The organism is Bacillus luti (assembly GCF_001884105.1).
GTDB classification, from domain to species: Bacteria; Bacillota; Bacilli; order Bacillales; family Bacillaceae_G; genus Bacillus_A; species Bacillus_A luti.
The window spans coordinates 25,467-43,393 of the sequence record NZ_MACI01000021.1; the positions used below are offsets into that span (position 1 = coordinate 25,467).

General features: G+C 35.7%; 23 protein-coding genes and 1 pseudogene. 17 read left to right on the forward strand and 7 right to left on the reverse strand.

Features of this window, described 5'->3' with window-relative positions; genetic code table 11:
* Positions 1–88: 88 nt before the first annotated feature.
* Entirely contained in the window at positions 89–1,444 is a 1,356-nt protein-coding gene (locus BAQ48_RS05780) for an RNA-guided endonuclease TnpB family protein (RefSeq protein ID WP_071710359.1), read from the reverse strand.
* A 356-nt stretch (positions 1,445–1,800) separates the two neighbouring features.
* Between BAQ48_RS05780 and BAQ48_RS05785 the strand changes: the two genes are divergently transcribed.
* Complete coding sequence (locus tag BAQ48_RS05785) at positions 1,801–2,634, forward strand: EcsC family protein (RefSeq protein ID WP_071710360.1); 834 nt, start codon at positions 1,801–1,803, stop codon at positions 2,632–2,634.
* A gap of 31 nt (positions 2,635–2,665) precedes the next feature.
* On the opposite strand, the gene BAQ48_RS05790 is transcribed toward BAQ48_RS05785, so the two are convergent.
* Positions 2,666–3,328 (reverse strand): YitT family protein, encoded by a 663-nt coding sequence (locus BAQ48_RS05790; RefSeq protein WP_001244512.1) that lies wholly within the window; start codon positions 3,326–3,328, stop codon positions 2,666–2,668.
* A gap of 851 nt (positions 3,329–4,179) precedes the next feature.
* Between BAQ48_RS05790 and BAQ48_RS05800 the strand changes: the two genes are divergently transcribed.
* Positions 4,180–4,374: a hypothetical protein gene (locus BAQ48_RS05800; RefSeq protein ID WP_071710361.1), complete on the forward strand. Its 195-nt coding sequence runs from the start codon at positions 4,180–4,182 to the stop codon at positions 4,372–4,374.
* 28 nt (positions 4,375–4,402) lie between these two features.
* On the opposite strand, the gene BAQ48_RS05805 is transcribed toward BAQ48_RS05800, so the two are convergent.
* Positions 4,403–4,720, reverse strand: coding sequence for a radical SAM protein (locus BAQ48_RS05805; protein ID WP_071710362.1), 318 nt, complete (start codon positions 4,718–4,720; stop codon positions 4,403–4,405).
* A 166-nt stretch (positions 4,721–4,886) separates the two neighbouring features.
* Here BAQ48_RS05805 and BAQ48_RS05810 point away from each other — a divergent pair, with 166 nt between their 5' ends.
* The 3 genes from BAQ48_RS05810 to BAQ48_RS05820 all read left to right on the forward strand — a co-directional run bounded on the left by BAQ48_RS05810 (position 4,887) and on the right by BAQ48_RS05820 (position 7,933).
* Entirely contained in the window at positions 4,887–6,092 is a 1,206-nt protein-coding gene (locus tag BAQ48_RS05810; RefSeq protein ID WP_042512163.1) for an argininosuccinate synthase, read from the forward strand.
* The gene (argH, locus tag BAQ48_RS05815; RefSeq protein WP_071710363.1) at positions 6,089–7,477 is read left to right on the forward strand and encodes an argininosuccinate lyase; all 1,389 of its coding nucleotides are present in this window, start codon (positions 6,089–6,091) and stop codon (positions 7,475–7,477) included. The genes BAQ48_RS05810 and argH overlap by 4 nt, the downstream gene beginning before the upstream one ends.
* 102 nt (positions 7,478–7,579) lie before the next feature.
* The gene (locus tag BAQ48_RS05820; RefSeq protein WP_071710364.1) at positions 7,580–7,933 is read left to right on the forward strand and encodes a DUF3139 domain-containing protein; all 354 of its coding nucleotides are present in this window, start codon (positions 7,580–7,582) and stop codon (positions 7,931–7,933) included.
* A 37-nt stretch (positions 7,934–7,970) separates the two neighbouring features.
* Here the strand turns inward: BAQ48_RS05820 and BAQ48_RS05825 are convergent, their stop codons facing one another.
* On the reverse strand, positions 7,971–8,540 hold the full coding sequence (locus tag BAQ48_RS05825) for a DinB family protein (protein WP_071710365.1): 570 nt from the start codon (positions 8,538–8,540) through the stop codon (positions 7,971–7,973).
* A 96-nt stretch (positions 8,541–8,636) separates the two neighbouring features.
* A complete protein-coding gene (locus tag BAQ48_RS05830; protein WP_000342758.1) occupies positions 8,637–8,816 on the reverse strand; it encodes a hypothetical protein in 180 nt (59 codons plus the stop codon).
* A gap of 95 nt (positions 8,817–8,911) precedes the next feature.
* Here BAQ48_RS05830 and BAQ48_RS05835 point away from each other — a divergent pair, with 95 nt between their 5' ends.
* Positions 8,912–9,607: a hypothetical protein gene (locus tag BAQ48_RS05835; protein ID WP_071710366.1), complete on the forward strand. Its 696-nt coding sequence runs from the start codon at positions 8,912–8,914 to the stop codon at positions 9,605–9,607.
* Between the two features lie 81 nt (positions 9,608–9,688).
* Positions 9,689–10,360, forward strand: a complete 672-nt coding sequence (locus tag BAQ48_RS05840) for a hypothetical protein (RefSeq protein ID WP_071710367.1) — start codon at positions 9,689–9,691, stop codon at positions 10,358–10,360.
* Positions 10,361–10,415: 55 nt separating this feature from the next.
* Here the strand turns inward: BAQ48_RS05840 and BAQ48_RS05845 are convergent, their stop codons facing one another.
* On the reverse strand, positions 10,416–10,874 hold the full coding sequence (locus tag BAQ48_RS05845; protein ID WP_001066672.1) for a universal stress protein: 459 nt from the start codon (positions 10,872–10,874) through the stop codon (positions 10,416–10,418).
* 181 nt (positions 10,875–11,055) lie between these two features.
* On the opposite strand from BAQ48_RS05845, the gene BAQ48_RS05850 reads away from it, so the two are divergent.
* The 10 genes and pseudogenes from BAQ48_RS05850 (at position 11,056) to BAQ48_RS05895 (ending at position 16,674) form a co-directional block, all read left to right on the forward strand.
* Positions 11,056–11,814: an SDR family oxidoreductase gene (locus BAQ48_RS05850; protein ID WP_084064430.1), complete on the forward strand. Its 759-nt coding sequence runs from the start codon at positions 11,056–11,058 to the stop codon at positions 11,812–11,814.
* 214 nt (positions 11,815–12,028) lie between these two features.
* Positions 12,029–13,162, forward strand: coding sequence for an alanine dehydrogenase (ald, locus tag BAQ48_RS05855; protein ID WP_071710369.1), 1,134 nt, complete (start codon positions 12,029–12,031; stop codon positions 13,160–13,162).
* Between the two features lie 143 nt (positions 13,163–13,305).
* Positions 13,306–13,728, forward strand: a complete 423-nt coding sequence (locus tag BAQ48_RS05860; protein ID WP_071710370.1) for a hypothetical protein — start codon at positions 13,306–13,308, stop codon at positions 13,726–13,728.
* A gap of 44 nt (positions 13,729–13,772) precedes the next feature.
* A complete protein-coding gene (locus tag BAQ48_RS05865; RefSeq protein WP_071710371.1) occupies positions 13,773–14,105 on the forward strand; it encodes a cupin domain-containing protein in 333 nt (110 codons plus the stop codon).
* The gene (locus tag BAQ48_RS05870; protein WP_071710372.1) at positions 14,102–14,890 is read left to right on the forward strand and encodes a GNAT family N-acetyltransferase; all 789 of its coding nucleotides are present in this window, start codon (positions 14,102–14,104) and stop codon (positions 14,888–14,890) included. Before BAQ48_RS05865 ends, BAQ48_RS05870 begins: the two co-directional genes overlap by 4 nt.
* A gap of 2 nt (positions 14,891–14,892) precedes the next feature.
* Positions 14,893–15,237: a DUF6176 family protein gene (locus BAQ48_RS05875; protein WP_071710373.1), complete on the forward strand. Its 345-nt coding sequence runs from the start codon at positions 14,893–14,895 to the stop codon at positions 15,235–15,237.
* 85 nt (positions 15,238–15,322) lie between these two features.
* Positions 15,323–15,514 (forward strand): annotated as a pseudogene (locus BAQ48_RS05880) (anti sigma factor C-terminal domain-containing protein); the annotation flags it as partial.
* Between the two features lie 63 nt (positions 15,515–15,577).
* A complete protein-coding gene (locus BAQ48_RS05885) occupies positions 15,578–15,784 on the forward strand; it encodes a hypothetical protein (RefSeq protein ID WP_001248905.1) in 207 nt (68 codons plus the stop codon).
* A gap of 132 nt (positions 15,785–15,916) precedes the next feature.
* Complete coding sequence (locus tag BAQ48_RS05890) at positions 15,917–16,291, forward strand: hypothetical protein (protein ID WP_071710374.1); 375 nt, start codon at positions 15,917–15,919, stop codon at positions 16,289–16,291.
* 20 nt (positions 16,292–16,311) lie between these two features.
* Positions 16,312–16,674: a DUF3221 domain-containing protein gene (locus BAQ48_RS05895; protein WP_071710375.1), complete on the forward strand. Its 363-nt coding sequence runs from the start codon at positions 16,312–16,314 to the stop codon at positions 16,672–16,674.
* Between the two features lie 28 nt (positions 16,675–16,702).
* On the opposite strand, the gene pepQ is transcribed toward BAQ48_RS05895, so the two are convergent.
* Entirely contained in the window at positions 16,703–17,800 is a 1,098-nt protein-coding gene (gene pepQ, locus BAQ48_RS05900) for a Xaa-Pro dipeptidase (protein WP_071710376.1), read from the reverse strand.
* Positions 17,801–17,927: the final 127 nt, after the last annotated feature.

The window sequence follows — 17,927 nt, forward strand, 5'->3', positions numbered from 1 at the left end:
CCATAAGAAAGAAGCCACTACTCAGATAACTCTGGCTTGTGCTACAAGCCCCGACAAGTCGAGTACACATGGATGGTTGACACACCCACTAAGCTATGCGCGAAGCAACAGCCTTACGTTTTTGCACTTCTAATAGAATCGGCGTTTTTACTTTAAGATTTTCATCTAATTGTACCACTCTTGATTTTTCCAATGTATTCAGCGCACCATTAATATCAGCATGGATACATGTTCCTGCTTTACTTTGGTACAGACCACGAGTGATTCGTTTTCCACTAAAGCGATAATGTGCCTTATCTTCCTTAAACCAAACTGGAACCGGATCTTTGTCTAGGAAACTGGCTTTTGAAGTATAGCTTTCTTCTTGTTTCAAAAATCGGATGCCTTCTTTTACACATTTATTCTCAATTGCTGCAATCAGTTTATGAAATGGGATTTGAACAAATGTTTGATTATTCTTTTTTCCCATATCAGATTTTTGTTTCCAACCTGTGTTATATCCTACGACAATCGTATCTATATCGAATTCTTTCACTTTTTTAAACAACAAGCCTACAGTTTGTGAAATGTAACCATTTAATTGTCTTTCCCGTTTATGCCAAAGGGCAGCCATTCTATTCGTTACAACTCGTTTTGAAATTCCGTTTTCAAGATTTTTCTGTTGCAGATTACGTATAATTTTATTGAAGTACTGGTTAATGGATTTTAATTTTTTACCATCAATTAAAAATGCATCACCTGTATTTGTTGCGCAACTTACTAATCTATCTACACCTAAATCGCAACTCAAAGCGTTACTCATAGTCGTGGATGGTTTCTTCATTTGAGAAACGTGCATGTCATATGTGTAATGCACCTCAAAGAACCGACCTTTTTGCTTCGGTATAATCTCAATGTAGGAGATTTTTTTATGTCTTAAGTTTTTCGGCATACGTATTTTAATGGAGCCGAATTTTTTTCTAAATGTCACACTCATCGGAATCATCCAATATCCGTTAGCATCTACTTTTGGAACTTGATAGATTTCAATGATTCGTTTGTCAGTTGAACGAGAATAATTCGGAAACTTAGGACGCCCTGTGAACTTCTCAGGATTTTTCTTCCACTGTTCCATTGCTTTAAAAAAGCTCTTCACTTCTGCATATAAGGCTCTACGAATGGCTTGAACAGAGTTTGATTGCATGCCCGAGTAATTCAAATCGGCTTGCATGGCAGTGTCCACTTCTTTTACAGTAGCCATTTTATTATGGTTCAAATAACTTTGTTTAATCGTGTACAATCCCACATTTCGCAATGCTTTTGAACTATGTGACATACGCTGAAGTAAACGAAATTCTCTTGCAGTCAGGCAAGCTCTCCCGATATTTTGTTTCTGCGTGAAACGTTGCATGTTTTCTCTTTTCTTTTGTTTCCGTAATACTTTCACTGCTTTCTTTTTAACCATTGTTTTCACCACCTTTCTTAAAGAATTAACTTATTAATTCCTTTTGGTGCAAGTAACAAAAGGATTATGATTATCCAATTTCGTTATCTTAAGATATATTCCCTCCTTATTTCCGACATATCGTAAGACAAAAAGAAACAAACATTCCCCCCGGGAAAATTGTTATAAGCGAAACAAAAGAGTTCAGCCTTATTGACTGACGGCAATTCATCTCCACCTGAATTGTTGGGTTTCACCCGTAACACAAATCAGATGGAGTCTTCTTGCCGAAAAGGATAAAGATAGACAAGCATATTTGTAAAGAATAAGCGGAAATATGTTACAATAGAAAAAAATCGAACGAGGTGGTTGTTACGATGCGATCGAAGCGAGAACAAGCCATTTTAGACAATATAAAAGAATGGGAATTGCAATTAGTTGAGCAAGAAGCGACGGATTTTCAAAAAATGTTTGATAAATGGGTACATAATACAATTGCGAAATTGCCTGAGAAAAAACGAAAAGATTTCTTTACGAAAGCAGATGGATGGCTCTTTCATTTGCATGCATTGATTCAAAGTTCACAATCACAGTTAGATGCGCGTAATCGTATTTTAGGAACATCGAGATTATTTGATGAATCGATTGAGCAACTAGAAGATTTGAAAGCATTATCTATTGATCAATTAACATACATAGCAGAGCAGCAAACAGCACGCCATCGTCTATATTCATTCGTACAAGGCGGAGCCACCGGTGCTGGAGGTTTATTATTATTAACAGCTGATTTTCCAGTTATGATTGCGTTAAATGTGAAGGCTGTCCAACTGATTGCAACATCATTTGGGCATGATGTGAACAAGCCTTATGAAATGATGCTTGCGTTAAAGGTGTTTCACGCGTCATTACTACCAGGAAGGCTTCAACAATACGCATGGTACAATTTATTGCAAGAACTGGGGCAAGAAGATTCGTTCTTTTATGAAGGAGACGAGGCGGTGTTACAACCAGCTTCTACTGAAGTTGTGTTAAAACAAATTTTGAAGACATTTTCGATTTATGCGCTTCGTCGTAAGTTATTCCAAGGTATTCCGGTAATCGGCATGGCGATTGGATCTACAGTGAATTATCGTTTAACGAGAAATGTTACTGAATTTGCGAATCGATTTTATCAAGTGCGTCACATAGTTGAAAAAGAAAAAAGTATGTAAAAAAAGCGAGAGGCCGAAGCCTTTCGCTTTTTTAATTTGTTGCATGTTTCTTTGTCATTGGAATAGATACTGGTTGCTTTTCTGCTGTTTTTTCTGTTTTTGGATAATAAATTAAATCCAATGTTTTTGCCTGTACGGCAATAGAAAGAATAGTAAAAGCAATTTCCGTCCAATTTAAATAATATAATGAAAGCGCAAGAACAATCGCGTCAAAGACGAAGAAAATTTGCCCAATTGTAAAACGAGTTCGTTTACTTAATACAATTGTTAAAATATCGTCTCCACCGGTTGCACCGCCAAATCGCAATATAAAACCGAGTCCAATACCAGCTAACGCACCGCCAACTATCGCAGCTACAAATAAATTATTTGATAAATCTACCGTGAATGGAGAGTAATTTTCCATAAGAGAATAAAACACTCCGAATGAAATCGAACCTAGGAATGAATAACCAACCATTTTTCTACCTAAAAATGAAGCACACAGTAAAATAATAGGGATATCCATAATTACAGTTGAAATAGATGGTGAAATATCATAAAAATTTTGGATGAATAGTGCAATACCTACAAAGCCACCTTCAGTTAAGTGGTTTTGGAAGTGAATGTGATATAGCGCTGCTGCTAAAATAAATGAACCGATTAAAACCATAAAAATTTCTTTAATAATTTGTCGACTTTGGATGTTCCTCATCGTTATTCCTTCTTTCCGTAGTTAGTAGTCCTTTTGTGTTGTAAACTAACTACGAGCTCACATGTAGCTTCAGTTAGTTTACGAAAAAACTAACTACGCTATATGTCGCTGAAGAAATAACGAATAATCCTCTCGTCCATCAAGTTTCCCTACCTTCGTTTTAGTTTAAGTCTTAAAGCGACTAAACAAAACGTGGAGTAGGATTCTTCATTTAGCAATCCTGCTCTTCTTTGTTTTGTTTAGCTAGTAACAATTAAGTCCTAAACAAAACGCTACGTGTAAGAAGAGTCTTTTTTTTGCCAAATTATCCTTCGGGCAATCATAATTTCCCCACTCTCGTATTTTTTTCGCTAGACTAAAGTATCTGAGCTGAAAAATACGCTACGTGTATGATTCGTCAATACGATGCCACATGCTCCTTCGAGCGATCATGATATCAAAATCCCTTCCTTCAAGATTTATACTATTATATCATACTTTTAAAAAATGTATGCGGATGGAAACCGACAATAAACGGAGGGAATCTACAAAAATTGTTATGTTTAAATATTTTTGTAGAAAAGCCTAAGCTATTTTGCAGAATCGGACAGTTTCTTTAGTTTGTCCAATAAGTAAGAAAGAGATGGCGTTTATTCAGTTGTATCTTTTTGGTCACCTTTATCTTTAAAAAACGCATCCCAGCTAATCACACTTAAAAACGTTAAAGCGATAATAACGAAAGCGCGCATAAGTATGGACCTCCTTTTGTACATAGTATGTGAATCCTTCGTTTTGGAATGTGTCATTTTTTTACAACTCTTAACTGTTATGAGATTATATTAATATAGATAGATAAAGGGGATGAAGAAGATATGCTAACAGACATGTTCAAAAGAAAAGAATTAATATGCGTTTCATGTAAGAAAAAGATTCAATATGAAGAAGAGCTCGTTGCTTTTGTAAAGTTGCCGAAAGAAAGAAGTATATTAGTCGGTCCGTTTGATGTGTGTTTGGCGAAAACAGCACAAGAAATATATTGTAAATCTTGTTACGACAAAAAAGCATGACCCAAAGTAATTGAGGGGCATGCTTTTTTCATTGGTGTGCCTTCCCCTCAGATACATTTTGGGTAAGACGATACCAAAGCCAAAGGTCATTAATGATGGAAGCGAGATCGGCAATTTCTGAATTCAGTTTGCAAGAAATTTCGAAGTCTTCTTCGTTATTTAAATGATGTTGTTTTGCATTAATGTAATGTTCAAGTTCTTTTATACGATCGGGTATTTTTCCGCGAATTTGCTCCCATTTTAATAAAATAACGTGCTGTGTTTTTTCAGAGATGTCATCCCATTCTTCTTGTATATTCGGCACTGCGATTCCTAGATGCTCATTGTATATAAAATATTTTTCCATAGATACACCTCCGTTTTCCTGCCTCTATTTTACATAAAAAAAGAAAGAAGTTCGACGAAATTGTTTGAAAAAATTTGAAAATGACTCTTGATACATTTTGTAAAAGGTGTTAAAGTGTGAATTATTATAAAAGAAAATGAATATTTATTCTTTAGGGGGATGCAAAATGGAGAAGAAAAAAGTGGTATTAGCATATTCTGGAGGTCTTGATACTTCCGTTGCAATTAAATGGTTACAAGAGAAAAATTATGATATTATCGCGCTTTGTTTAGACTTAGGGGAAGGTAAAGACTTAGCATTTGTAAAAGAAAAGGCACTTTCAGTAGGCGCAATTAAATCATATATGATTGATGTTCAAGAAGAATTTGCTAATGAATATGCATTGATGGCGATGCAAGCACACACATTATACGAAGGGAAATACCCTCTTGTCTCTGCATTATCTCGTCCGCTTATTGCGAAGAAATTAGTAGAAATCGCAGAACAAGAAGGCGCAACTGCAGTTGCACACGGATGTACAGGGAAAGGAAATGACCAAGTTCGTTTTGAAGTTTCTATCCAAGCATTAAATCCTTACTTAGAAGTGATTGCGCCTGTACGTGAATGGAAATGGTCACGTGAAGAAGAAATTGCATATGCAAAAGAAAATGATGTACCAATCCCAATTAATTTAGATAGCCCGTTTTCAATCGATCAAAACTTATGGGGACGCAGCAACGAATGTGGTATTTTAGAAGATCCATGGGCAGCGCCGCCAGAAGATGCATATGAGATGACATTGGCATTAGAAGATACACCGAATAAACCAGAGTTTGTAGAAATCGGATTTGAAGCAGGTGTACCGACTACTTTAAATGGCACTGCATATCCACTTTCAGAACTTATTAAAACGTTAAACGCACTTGCTGGAAAACACGGCGTTGGACGTATCGATCACGTAGAAAATCGTCTTGTTGGTATTAAATCTCGTGAAGTATATGAATGTCCAGCGGCAATGACGTTAATTACAGCGCATAAAGAACTTGAAGATTTAACACTTGTGAAAGAGGTTGCTCATTTCAAACCGATGATTGAGCAGAAAATAACAGAACTTATTTATAACGGTTTATGGTTCTCTCCTTTAAAACAAGCGCTCAATGCTTTCTTACAAGAAACACAAAAAAATGTAACGGGTACAGTGCGTGTGAAATTATTTAAAGGTCATGCAATTGTAGAAGGACGTAAATCTGAGTACTCTTTATACGATGAAAAACTAGCAACATATACTGCTCAAGATGAATTTAATCATGATGCAGCAGTTGGATTCATTTCATTATTCGGTTTACCTACGAAAGTATACAGCCAAGTGAATCAAAAGAAGGTGGAAGCGTGAGCAAACTTTGGGGTGGACGTTTTACAGAAGAAGCGGAAGCGTGGGTTGAAGAGTTCGGAGCATCTATCTCCTTCGATCAACAATTAGTAAATCAAGATATAAAGGGAAGTATTGCGCACGTAACGATGCTAGCGAAGCAAGGCATCGTTACGAAAGAAGAAGCAGAGAAAATAAAGGTGGGGCTTCACTACTTATTAGAGGAAGCAAAAGAGAATAAGCTTCAATTCTCAGTAGAAGCAGAAGATATTCACTTAAACATTGAAAAAATGTTAATTGAAAAAATTGGCGAAGTAGGGGGGAAACTTCATACAGGCCGAAGCCGTAACGATCAAGTGGCGACAGATATGCATTTGTATTTAAAAGAAAAGGTAGAAGACATCATAAAAGCTACAAAACAATTGCAAACTGTTCTTGTTCATCAAGCGGAAAATAATATTGAAACCATTATGCCTGGCTATACGCATTTGCAGCGTGCACAGCCGATTTCGTTTGCTCATCATATCCTTGCTTACTTTTGGATGTTAGAGCGTGATGTGAATCGTTATGAAGATTCATTAAAGCGTATTAATATTTCACCATTAGGAGCAGGAGCGTTAGCTGGGACAACATTCCCAATTGACCGCGAGTATAGTGCGGAGCTTCTTGGGTTTAATGGAATCTATGAAAATAGTTTAGATGCAGTAAGCGATCGTGATTTCATACTGGAGTTTTTAAGTAACTCATCTATACTTATGATGCACTTATCACGCTTTTGCGAAGAACTTATTTTATGGAGTAGCCAAGAGTTTCAATTTATTGAAATGAGCGATCAATACGCAACGGGAAGCAGTATTATGCCGCAAAAGAAAAATCCGGATATGGCGGAACTAATCCGTGGTAAAACAGGCAGAGTGTACGGTAATTTATTTAGTTTACTTACAGTAATGAAAGGATTACCGCTCGCTTACAATAAAGACTTGCAAGAAGACAAAGAGGGAATGTTTGATACAGTAAAAACAGTAGAAGGATGTCTTCATATTATGGCAGGCATGCTTGAAACGATGACTGTAAACAAAGAAAAAATGGGGCAAGCTGTGACGCAAGATTTCTCTAACGCAACAGAAATTGCTGACTACTTAGCAAATAAAGGACTGCCATTCCGTCAAGCTCATGAAATTGTTGGGAAGTTAGTTCTACATTGCACGCAAAAAGGAATTTATTTAGTAGATGTACCACTTGAAACGTATAAAGAAATGAGTTCTTTATTTGAAGAAGATTTGTATGAAGTGCTGTCACCATATGCGGCTGTAAAACGCCGTAATAGTGCTGGCGGGACAGGGTTTGAGCAAATCCAAAAAGCTTTGGATAAAGCGAAAGGTTTAACAAAAGAAGTTATTAGGAATTGAGTTGGAAAGTACGCTAGTCTGTTAAAGTCTAGCGTACTTTCTTTTTATTGGTATTAAAGTTATGATATAGTCAAAAATTACAATTAAAGGTCAGGGGAATCTATGAAAAAAATAATATTTATAGTCGTACTATTAATCAGCTTACTTGCAAATGCTAAAGTATTTCTCTTGGACAAATATTTGTCTGTTGGTGAAAAAGAGAAGCAAGAGGAAGCTATTATCGCAACGATGTGGCATTTGCAAGAGAAAGGATATAAAGAAAGTGATATTTCATACATACAACCGGCCTTTTATAGTAAAAGCGGTTCTTACGGTATGAATATCCAGTTTAAAGATGAACCAAATGAATCGTATACATATAGAGTTTCGAAAGATGCTAAAACAAATAAACTAACTGTACACCAGGATAGTAATGAGCCAGGCGGTATGGGCGGGAAACATCAAGAGCTTAAATAGGTATGGAAGACTGCTGATAGGTAATATGGGCAGTTTTTTATATTTTTAGAAGGGGGCGCCCGAGATTGTTATAGTTGTTCCTCATAATGATAAAATGATGTTTCTCATGTATCGCTAAAAGCTGGATCGATTGAATAAGGTTAGGATAGTGCGCAATTGGATCTAAAAATACGATATGCCCTGCAATATTTTCTTCTATATTTTGAACTAGTTTTTTTATTTCATCAGTTTCATGTGCAAGTAATTCTTCTAATTCAGTTACATTCAGAGATTGATAGACCTTTTTTGAAGGAACTAAAATCCAAGGGGCTTTCATTCCTCTACCATGTTTCTTTTTGTATTCGGCATAAATATCGTGTATTTCAGTTTCAAATGGGGCATTTTTTCTTAGCTTTGCATAAGGGATAAGAGTGAGAGAGAATTTAATTGCTACTTTGAGCATCCTTGCAATTAAATATAAGTGATAAAAGTGTTCACCAGTAGACCATTTTTTGTCCTCCTTCCTATACCATAGTTGTTCTTGTGATAATGAATGAAGATGAGGAAGGAACTCGTTCCTTTGTGCATGTAATGTATGAAAATGTTTTGAGATATTTTCAGATTTCATATTTTGACACCCTCCACATTTTTTCCTAATTATAACATTTTCGCGTGGATGTAAGTAAGCCTAGAGAAATTTGCTCTAGGCTTCAAGTTTTACTGATTAATCATACTTATGTCGATCTTCCGTAATTCGAATATACTCAATATCCATCAAATCTCGTAGTAATGCACCGTTACTCAGTTCAATTCCATGCTTTTCTTTAAAATGTGTACGGATTGTATCTAACATTTCGATTTCTTTCCCATTCACATCTAAAATAATACGTTCAGAATCATCCATGTTGCATCCTCCTTTTTTAAACATATATATTTTGTCCGTCTATTTCTAAAAAATGTATGTTAATGTAATGTTAGGAAATAAGAAAGGAATGGAACATGAGACGTATTTATTTTATAGAGTTAATTTTGTACACGCTAATTGTATTACACGTTGCATTCCCAAATATCTTTTCATTTGAGAATGTAGAAACAGTACAAGTTGCAATATTTATCTTTACTCTATTTGTAATAGATTGCTGTATTTCGATATGGCTTTCGAAAAGAAAACATGTACAAAATAAAAAAGAAATGGAACGAAAAAAGAGAAAACGTTCATTTTGGATGATGACGTACTGTTTATCTTTAGTGCTTACTGCTGCTTTTTTTAGTGAACATATTCCATTAGAAAGAGTCAATATTGGATTTGGGGCATTCGTATTTGTATACTATTTTTTCGTGCACTTTCTTCCTTATATGAAAGAAAAGCGAGGAGAAGAGGAAGATCCGCTTGTAGAAGAAGCGAGAGAACAAGAGCATAAGAGAATAGAAGAAGATATACAGAAACTTGGGGAACAAAAATGGTATTTGAAATCTAAAATCATATATGTTCTTTGTTTTATTACGCCGCCAATCGGTTATTTGTATGTATTCTGCTTTCGTAAAAAAATGACAGAAGATGCAAGGCAATCTTATTTAACGATTGCGACGATTATGATGGCGTTATGGTCTTTGAAGTTCTTACCGCCTTATGTGTTGGCAGTAGCTATTGTTGTGGTAGTTTGTCTTGTATTTATAGTGAAGTATGTGAAATAAGTTGTAGTTGTATAGGCTACAGCTATATAATTATAATCGATATAATTATATATAATAATATTCTTGAAAAGGGGATGCAGTATGGGGTTAATTAAATTAGTAACGAGAGCGGCGGCTAAAGTTACAGCTGAAGTAGTTGGCGGTGCGATAGAAGCAGTAGGAGAAGTTACGAACAGTAATTTCATAAAGGATGTTGGAAAAGGTGTTAATAAAGCTACTGTGAAAACTGGGGAAATCGTTGGGAATCTTGCTGATGGGACGTATGATGCTATAGGTGGTCTTATTACAGATGATAAACAGCAAGCGAAGCGAGGATACGAAGAAATACTTGGAACAGTTCAAGATACGGCAACGACAATTGGAAAAGGTATTGTACATGTTTCAGAAAAGGGAGTTGAAACGGTGCAAGCGATACGAGAGGGAGATACTGATAAGGCGATAGAAGCAGGAAAAGAATTAGCAAAGGTTGCGGCTGTAGGTGTTTTCTCAGTAGGGGTTATAGATATAATTGATGGTGCAGATGGAATTACAGATGGGGTAGGCAGTGATAATGTAGCACAAGCATCGGCTCTAGAAACAGCTGATGTAGAATATACGACGGAGGAAAATCCGAATACTCATCATGTAACAGCACATGAAAGAGTTTTACCTGACGGGAGAACAATATGGGTAGATGGTGATGGCGATACGAGTGTAGATACACAAGGTGGCTGGGAACAACATAATCCGGATTACAGAATTCCTAAAGTATAAATGAAAATAGGGTAAATAAGAGAAGCCTCTTATTTACCCTATTTATTTTTATGAATTAAAGATCACCTTGCTCCTCATCACCACGAACAACAAGGACATCGCATTTCGCATAGCGAATAATATGTTCAGAGACGCTCCCGATTAGGAAACGCTCAACAGCATTTAAACCAGTCGCACCACACATAATTAAATCTACTTTATGGTTTGGAGCAATTTCTTTTGAAATTTTAGATTTAGGATTACCAAATTCTAATACAGTTTCAATTTTTTCAAGGCCAGCTTCAAGCGCAGTTTTTTTGTAGTCTTCTAATAAGTCTTCTGCAAATAGATTTGCACGTTCAGCAATTGCGCGACTATAAGCTTCTACTGCTGAGTATGCTTTTACATCAACGATATGTGCGATTGTTAATGTTGCATTGTTTCGTTTTGCGACTTGAATTGCTTTTTTAAAGGCTTTTTCTGCTTCTTTAGAACCATCCACCGCGATTAAAATATTTGTATATGTATTATTCATAGTAAATTCCTCCCAATCATTTTTATTACCGTTTACAACTTTATTATAAAACAAATTTTGGTAATGTGCTTGCCCGAAACGTTACAGAATTTCGAAAACTCTGTTTTAATTCATTTTAGTTGTAATTGGTGCGAGAACTTGTTACATATGAAGTATAGCAATTTAAAAGGAGGGCATGTTTGTGAGACACGCGCTCATTACAGCCGGTACGAAAGGTTTAGGAAAGCAAGTAACAGAAAAGTTATTGGCTAAAGGCTATTCAGTAACAGTAACGTATCATAGCGATATCACGGCTATGGAAACGATGAGAGAAACATATAAAAATATAGAAGAGCGTCTACAATTCGTGCAAGCGGATGTCACGAAAAAGGAAGATTTACATAAAATAGTAGAAGAAGCGATAAGCCGTTTTGGCAAAATTGACTTTTTAATTAATAATGCTGGTCCATATGTATTTGAACGAAAAAAGTTAGTCGATTATGAAGAAGACGAATGGAATGAAATGATTCAGGGTAATTTAACAGCGGTATTTCATTTATTAAAACTTGTCGTTCCGATTATGAGAAAACAGAACTTTGGCCGTATTATTAATTACGGATTCCAAGGGGCAGATAGCGCACCGGGATGGATTTATCGTTCAGCTTTTGCGGCAGCGAAAGTAGGACTTGTTTCATTAACGAAAACAGTTGCTTACGAAGAAGCGGAATATGGTATTACTGCAAATATGGTATGTCCTGGTGATATTATTGGTGAAATGAAAGAAGCGACAATTCAAGAAGCACGTCAGTTGAAAGAACATAACACACCAATTGGTAGATCTGGAACAGGCGAAGATATCGCAAGAACGATTTCGTTTTTATGTGAGGACGATTCCGATATGATTACCGGTACAATTATTGAAGTAACGGGTGCAGTAGATGTTATTCATAGACATCGATAGAGAAAAATAAAGTGAAGTTTCGAATAATTGGACAGTTTATCCATTGTGCTGAGAGGTGCGGATAATACTGTCCTTTAATGTAAGATTAAATCTATCGGAAAACTTGTATTATTTTTTTGTCAAATATTGAGATATTATGTTAAAATATAAGAGCGTAGAAAGCGCTTTAAAAAATGATTCAGGGGTCATTTCATAACTCAAGGGGGAACTAATAATGCGTATCGGTATTCCAACAGAAATTAAAAACAATGAAAACCGCGTGGCAATGACGCCAGCGGGAGCTGTACATTTAGTGCAAAATGGTCATGAAGTTTTTGTTCAAAAAGGAGCAGGTTTAGGATCTGGTTTTACGGATGAAGAATACGTACAAGCTGGTGCGAAACTTGTTGAAACTGCTGAAGAAGCATGGAATCAAGATATGGTTATGAAGGTAAAAGAGCCAGTAGCAAGTGAATATGGCTATTTCCGCGAAGGTTTAATTTTATTCACGTACTTACACTTAGCTCCAGAACCAGAATTAACAAAAGCATTAATCGATAACAAAGTTGTATCAATCGCATACGAAACAGTACAATTAGACAATCGTTCATTACCATTACTTGCACCTATGAGTGAAGTAGCTGGTCGTATGTCTGCACAAATCGGTGCACAATTCCTTGAGAAAAACAAAGGTGGTAAAGGTATCTTACTTGCAGGCGTTCCAGGGGTGAAACGCGGCAAAGTAACAATTATCGGCGGTGGTCAAGCTGGTACAAACGCAGCGAAGATTGCAGTAGGTTTAGGTGCAGATGTAACAATCATCGACTTAAGTGCAGAACGTCTTCGTCAATTAGATGACATTTTTGGTAACCAAGTAAAAACGTTAATGTCTAATCCATACAACATTGCAGAAGCTGTAAAAGAATCTGACCTTGTTATTGGTGCAGTATTAATTCCAGGTGCAAAAGCGCCAAAACTTGTAACAGAAGAAATGATTCAATCAATGGAACCAGGTTCTGTCGTTGTAGATATCGCGATTGACCAAGGTGGTATTTTCGAAACAACTGACCGTATTACAACTCATGACAACCCAACTTACGAAAAATATGGCGTTGTTCATTATGCAGTTGCTAATATGCCAGGTGCGGTTCCACGTACATCAACTCTTGCATTAACAAACGTAACAGTACCATATGCAGTACAAATTGCGAACAAAGGCTACAAAGATGCTTGCTTAGGAAACACTGCATTATTAAAAGGTATTAACACATTAGATGGATATGTAACATTTGAAGCAGTTGCAGAAGCGCACGGTTTACAATACGCTGATGCGAAAGAGCTTCTTGAGAAAGCTCCTGCTTTATCATAATAGAGATATATGCGAGACCTTCCTTTTTATGAGGAAGGTCTTTTTTTACGGGTAATAACATGTAAAAATTGGTATTTATTGATGTTAATCGACCTTTACTATGATAATTTAGAATTATATAAAATTTGGAAGGGGGGGTCAGATTGGGAAGAAAAAGTAAGCGGAGGAAGCAAAAAAAACAAAGAGGAGTAAGGAGTAAACGGGAGTTAGTAGTTACGAAAAAGAGACCTAGGTCTAAAATCGAAAGTGGTTTAATAGATGTGGCGAATGTTATGTATTTTATTGTCATGTGTATTATTTTTATTAACTTAATTAAGTTACCAGTTTCAAATTTATCTTTACATGTATTTGTACTTATTATTTTTTTAATGGTAGCGATTTTAGTACATGTTTTAGTGTTTGGAACATTACTATCAACTAATAAGAATGGTGGAGAAAAAAGGCGGAAAAAGAAAAGAAATTCGTCTTATTATTCAAGCTCATCAAGTGGATTTGGTGATTACAGTAGTAACGATTGTAGCAGCTCAAGTGATGGTGGAGGAGATTGCGGAGGTGGTGGAGACTAAGTTCGTTTTTCAGAAGAACGACTAATGAAAGGATGGGATGAAAGATGGAAACTGTGAATTTAATAGAATTAACAAAGGACATTCAAGATCAACATAAAAATTTCGTCGTTTCAAATGTAAATAGCCATTGCTTACGAATCGCTGTATTTACTGGTGAATATGATTGGCACTATCATTCTAATTCGGATGAATTATTTATTGTGTTAGAGGGGGAATTACTTATTGATTTTGAAGATGGAGAAACAGCGGTATTAAAGCCAAATGATTCTATTTTAATTCCAGCATGTACAATTCATAGAACGAGAGCATTAAAGCGAACGGTAAATCTTTGTTTTGAAAATATAGAGGCTGATACGATTAAAGTGGAGCGATTATGAAAAAATTATCTGTAGCCGAGTATAGAAAAATTCTTCCGATTTTAGAAAGCCTTACAAGAACGACGACGTTTGCTTATGCGGTATGTGACCAAATGATAGATGGTGAGATTTTTGCCAACGAGAAATTAACAGCAGGATTAATTATTACAGCTAACGGTATCTATTATTTATTTGGTGATACGGATGATCAAAATTATAAAGAAGATTTATTTGCGTATTTAAAAATGGCTATTGAAAAAACAGAGAAGAGATTTACACTCTTCACTTCAAGTGCCGAGTGGGAAATGATGTTAGAAGAGCGTTTTAGTAATGCACTTCGGAACATCCCGCGAATGAAATTTCAAAGCGTAACCTTTGAAGAGAGAAAACGAGATTGTAACAAAAATACACATGAAGTGAAGCGTATTGATAGAAAAGGTATAGCGCAAAGTAATGAATTTACAGAAGAATATTATAAAGAATATTGGGGGTCAACTGAAGCATTTTTGAATGATGGTTTTGGATTTTGTATAGAGAAAAATGGGACGATTGTAGCGGAATGTGTTTCAATATTTAGTGGAAATGGATTTGCTGAAATTGATATTGCGACACATAAAGAGCATCAAGGGAAAGGGTTAGCTCAAGCTGTTGCGACACGGTTCATTGAGTATTGCATGCAAAATGATATTATACCGTGCTGGGATTGTTATGTAGCTAATATTCCTTCGCAAAAATTAGCTAGTAAATTAAGTTTTTATAATCCAATAGAATATAGATTGTTTGCACGTAAGAAAACGGGGGAATAAAAATGAATGTGGAGTTAACGAGATTTAAAGTGAAACAAGGTAAAAGTCATCGTGTAGACGAATGGATGCAGCTTCTTAATGACAACATGAAAGAAGTGCTTTTGACACTAAACGACGAAAAGATGTACGTTGAGACAATTTTCCGGGAAATAAGAGATAGAGAAGAATACTTATATTGGTATTCTGTACAAGGAGAAAACGGGGCTCTTGTCGAAAATTCTCATCATGAAATTGATAAAAAGCACTTAGCGTTTTGGTATGAATGTATTGATGAAGAAGCACCCTCTGTTGATATGAAAACAGAAGTTGTTATGATTCAAGATGTTGTGAAGGAAGCGATGAAATAATAGATTGGTATTTTTGAGAGAAGCACATTAAAATAGATGTGCTTTTTATTTTGAAAAAAATTTTAGGAAAAGCTGTATTTAGATATCTTTAAGTGAAAATAAAGGGGGATATCAAGAGTATTTTAGGACAAACTATGATGAAATAAAAAACACTGAATCAAAAGATTTACGAATATACGGTGTAGTCGTAACAGGCAAAATAGAAGATTTACAAAGTTTACAAGGAGCGCCGTATATTAAGGCGGCTGTTAAAGGTGTAACCGTTGAGAAATATTAATTACGGTAGATTAATGTGAATAATCAGAAAACTTATGTTATAATATGGGAAAAGGAGGTTTATATGAGGCAAATACATGGAGCAATTTATATTTACATAACAATGTTTTTCGTGGCGATATCCTATGGATTAGGGCACGTGTATTCGCATCCTATACTAACTTTTTTAAGCGGAGCATGTATGGCGTTTGCGCTTCTTGTCCACCTTTTTTCAGTTTGGATCGTGAAATTTCAATTAAATATTAGTGAAATAGAAGAAGGCACTTTTTAAAGAAAGGGCCTTCTTTTTTATAATGTTGGGTGGGCTCTTGTAGTAATCTTTCAATTTTGTATGTAGCTTCTTTACATATAGACATTGAGAAGAATGAGACAAGAAATAAGTACTTTGGAATGGAGGGGCATTATGAAGAAAGTATTATTTTTGTTCATTAGTATTTTCTTTTTAGGAAGTTGTTCAATTTCATATGTTACTTTTTCTAGCGAGAGTAAAAGTTGGAAGGGGCAATATAAAGGGCATATTAAGGATGACAGTGAAGATGGCATGTTTACGTTTCAATATAAAGGCGGAGATGGAAATACAGAATTGAAAAATTTAGAGATTGCTATTAATGGAGCCTTTAGTACAATGACACAAACGTCAGAAAATCATAAAGGAGCAAAGGTTGAAATGAAGTCTTCTTGTGTAAGTTGTGCGCCTTTATCTAAAGATGAACCGATAGAGATTGTGATTAAATGGGATGATAAGTATGAAGAGAAGATGGTGTTAAAGCAGAAATAGTGTAGGATAAGGAGTTAGGAATGAATAGGCATACGAAGATTTCTATGTATATATTTTTCAGTGTATTTCTACTCGGATTATCAGCGTGTACTACAAAACAAGTAGCGGTAAAAGCAATACCTAAAGAAGGATATATTGTATTAAGAAATGACACGGTGTTTTTTGTCGGTGATAAAACGTTTGAAACAAAAGTAGAATTGCAAAATTATGTGGAACAACAAATGAATAAAGAGTATCCATCAGATATAGTGTTGAGCTTTAAGGATAAAGACGCATATAGTCAATTAAAAACAGGGGATAACTTTCAAGTATCGTCTTCTAAAATACTTGAAAGTTATCCAGCGAAAATGATAGTAGAGAAATTTGAAATAGTAGAGAAATAAAAAAGGCAGCAATCACGCTGCCTTTTTATTATTTCACAAATTGTAATTCTTTCGGGAATTTCGTTAAAATTTCTGATCCGTCTTTTGTGATATAAATATCATCTTCAATACGAACGCCACCTACGTTTGGTACGTAAATACCTGGTTCGATTGTGAAGACCATACCTTCTTTTAATAGAGAATCGTTGCCTTCTTTTACATCTGGATATTCGTGGACGCTAATTCCAAGTCCGTGACCAAGGCGGTGCGGGAAGAAGTCTCCGTAGCCTGCATCTGCGATGACAGAGCGAGCAGCTGTGTCGATTGCACCAAGTGTAACGCCTGGTTTACATGCTTCAACTGCTTGTAATTGTCCAGCAAGTACAGTGTTGTAAATGCGAGTTTGTTCTTCAGAAAGTTCACCGAATGCTACTGTACGTGTAATGTCAGAGCAGTAACCGTCAATGATTACGCCTAAATCAAATAGTACGAAATCGCCGCGTTTCATTTTGTTTGCACCTGGAATACCGTGTGGAAGAGCAGAATTTGCACCTGCTAATACCATCGTATCAAATGACATTTTATGTATGCCCTTTGTTTTTAATTCGTGTTCAATAATTGCTAATACTTCTAGCTCGCTACGATTTTCTTTAATTGCATTTACACCAACTTCAACAGCATAGTCTGCCATTTTAGCTGCTTCGCGTAAAATAGAAAGTTCTTTTTCGTCTTTAATTAAACGAAGTTCGCGAACTTTTTCTTCCGCTGATCTGAAAGCTGCATTTGGGAATAATTTTGTTAATTCTTCGTAACGTTCTACGTTTAAATGTTCTTTTTCAATTGCAACTGCGTTTGCATTGATGCCACGGTCTTTAATTGCTTTTGCAATCATATCCCATGGTTTGTCAGTATCAGTAAATCCGATAATTTCATGTGCCCAGCCAGCGTTACGTGCTTGGCCTTCTTCCATTTTAGGGCAAATTAAAATAGGCTCTTTTTCTTGGAATACAAACATACCAAGAAGTCTTTCGTGTGGTTCACAGTGGAAGTTTGTCATGTAGAAGACGTTTGGTGTAGAAGTTAAGAACGCAGCTTCTACGTTTTTTTCTTTTAGCCATTGCATTAAATTTTCTAATCTAGCATTCATCGATTGGCACCTCCGAGATTTCAATTACATGTATAACTTTACATCGGATGAAAGCGTTATGACAAGTAAATAGATGTTAGAAAAGACAGGGAATTGAGAAATCATGTAGAATACAAAGTGAGAATGT

Bases quoted from the DNA above. Each gene is read 5' to 3' on its own strand.
- BAQ48_RS05810 (WP_042512163.1), top strand. From the start codon at position 4,887: ATGGAGAAGAAAAAAGTGGTATTAGCATATTCTGGAGGTCTTGATACT.
- BAQ48_RS05870 (WP_071710372.1), top strand. From the start codon at position 14,102: ATGAAAAAATTATCTGTAGCCGAGTATAGAAAAATTCTTCCGATTTTA.
- BAQ48_RS05825 (WP_071710365.1), bottom strand. From the start codon at position 8,540: ATGAAATCTGAAAATATCTCAAAACATTTTCATACATTACATGCACAA.
- BAQ48_RS05840 (WP_071710367.1), top strand. From the start codon at position 9,689: ATGGGGTTAATTAAATTAGTAACGAGAGCGGCGGCTAAAGTTACAGCT.
- BAQ48_RS05805 (WP_071710362.1), bottom strand. From the start codon at position 4,720: ATGGAAAAATATTTTATATACAATGAGCATCTAGGAATCGCAGTGCCG.
- BAQ48_RS05890 (WP_071710374.1), top strand. From the start codon at position 15,917: ATGAAGAAAGTATTATTTTTGTTCATTAGTATTTTCTTTTTAGGAAGT.
- BAQ48_RS05895 (WP_071710375.1), top strand. From the start codon at position 16,312: ATGAATAGGCATACGAAGATTTCTATGTATATATTTTTCAGTGTATTT.
- BAQ48_RS05800 (WP_071710361.1), top strand. From the start codon at position 4,180: ATGCTAACAGACATGTTCAAAAGAAAAGAATTAATATGCGTTTCATGT.
- BAQ48_RS05835 (WP_071710366.1), top strand. From the start codon at position 8,912: ATGAGACGTATTTATTTTATAGAGTTAATTTTGTACACGCTAATTGTA.
- BAQ48_RS05865 (WP_071710371.1), top strand. From the start codon at position 13,773: ATGGAAACTGTGAATTTAATAGAATTAACAAAGGACATTCAAGATCAA.
- BAQ48_RS05820 (WP_071710364.1), top strand. From the start codon at position 7,580: ATGAAAAAAATAATATTTATAGTCGTACTATTAATCAGCTTACTTGCA.
- ald (WP_071710369.1), top strand. From the start codon at position 12,029: ATGCGTATCGGTATTCCAACAGAAATTAAAAACAATGAAAACCGCGTG.
- BAQ48_RS05780 (WP_071710359.1), bottom strand. From the start codon at position 1,444: ATGGTTAAAAAGAAAGCAGTGAAAGTATTACGGAAACAAAAGAAAAGA.
- BAQ48_RS05875 (WP_071710373.1), top strand. From the start codon at position 14,893: ATGAATGTGGAGTTAACGAGATTTAAAGTGAAACAAGGTAAAAGTCAT.
- BAQ48_RS05785 (WP_071710360.1), top strand. From the start codon at position 1,801: ATGCGATCGAAGCGAGAACAAGCCATTTTAGACAATATAAAAGAATGG.
- pepQ (WP_071710376.1), bottom strand. From the start codon at position 17,800: ATGAATGCTAGATTAGAAAATTTAATGCAATGGCTAAAAGAAAAAAAC.
- BAQ48_RS05885 (WP_001248905.1), top strand. From the start codon at position 15,578: ATGAGGCAAATACATGGAGCAATTTATATTTACATAACAATGTTTTTC.
- BAQ48_RS05845 (WP_001066672.1), bottom strand. From the start codon at position 10,874: ATGAATAATACATATACAAATATTTTAATCGCGGTGGATGGTTCTAAA.
- BAQ48_RS05790 (WP_001244512.1), bottom strand. From the start codon at position 3,328: ATGAGGAACATCCAAAGTCGACAAATTATTAAAGAAATTTTTATGGTT.
- BAQ48_RS05830 (WP_000342758.1), bottom strand. From the start codon at position 8,816: ATGGATGATTCTGAACGTATTATTTTAGATGTGAATGGGAAAGAAATC.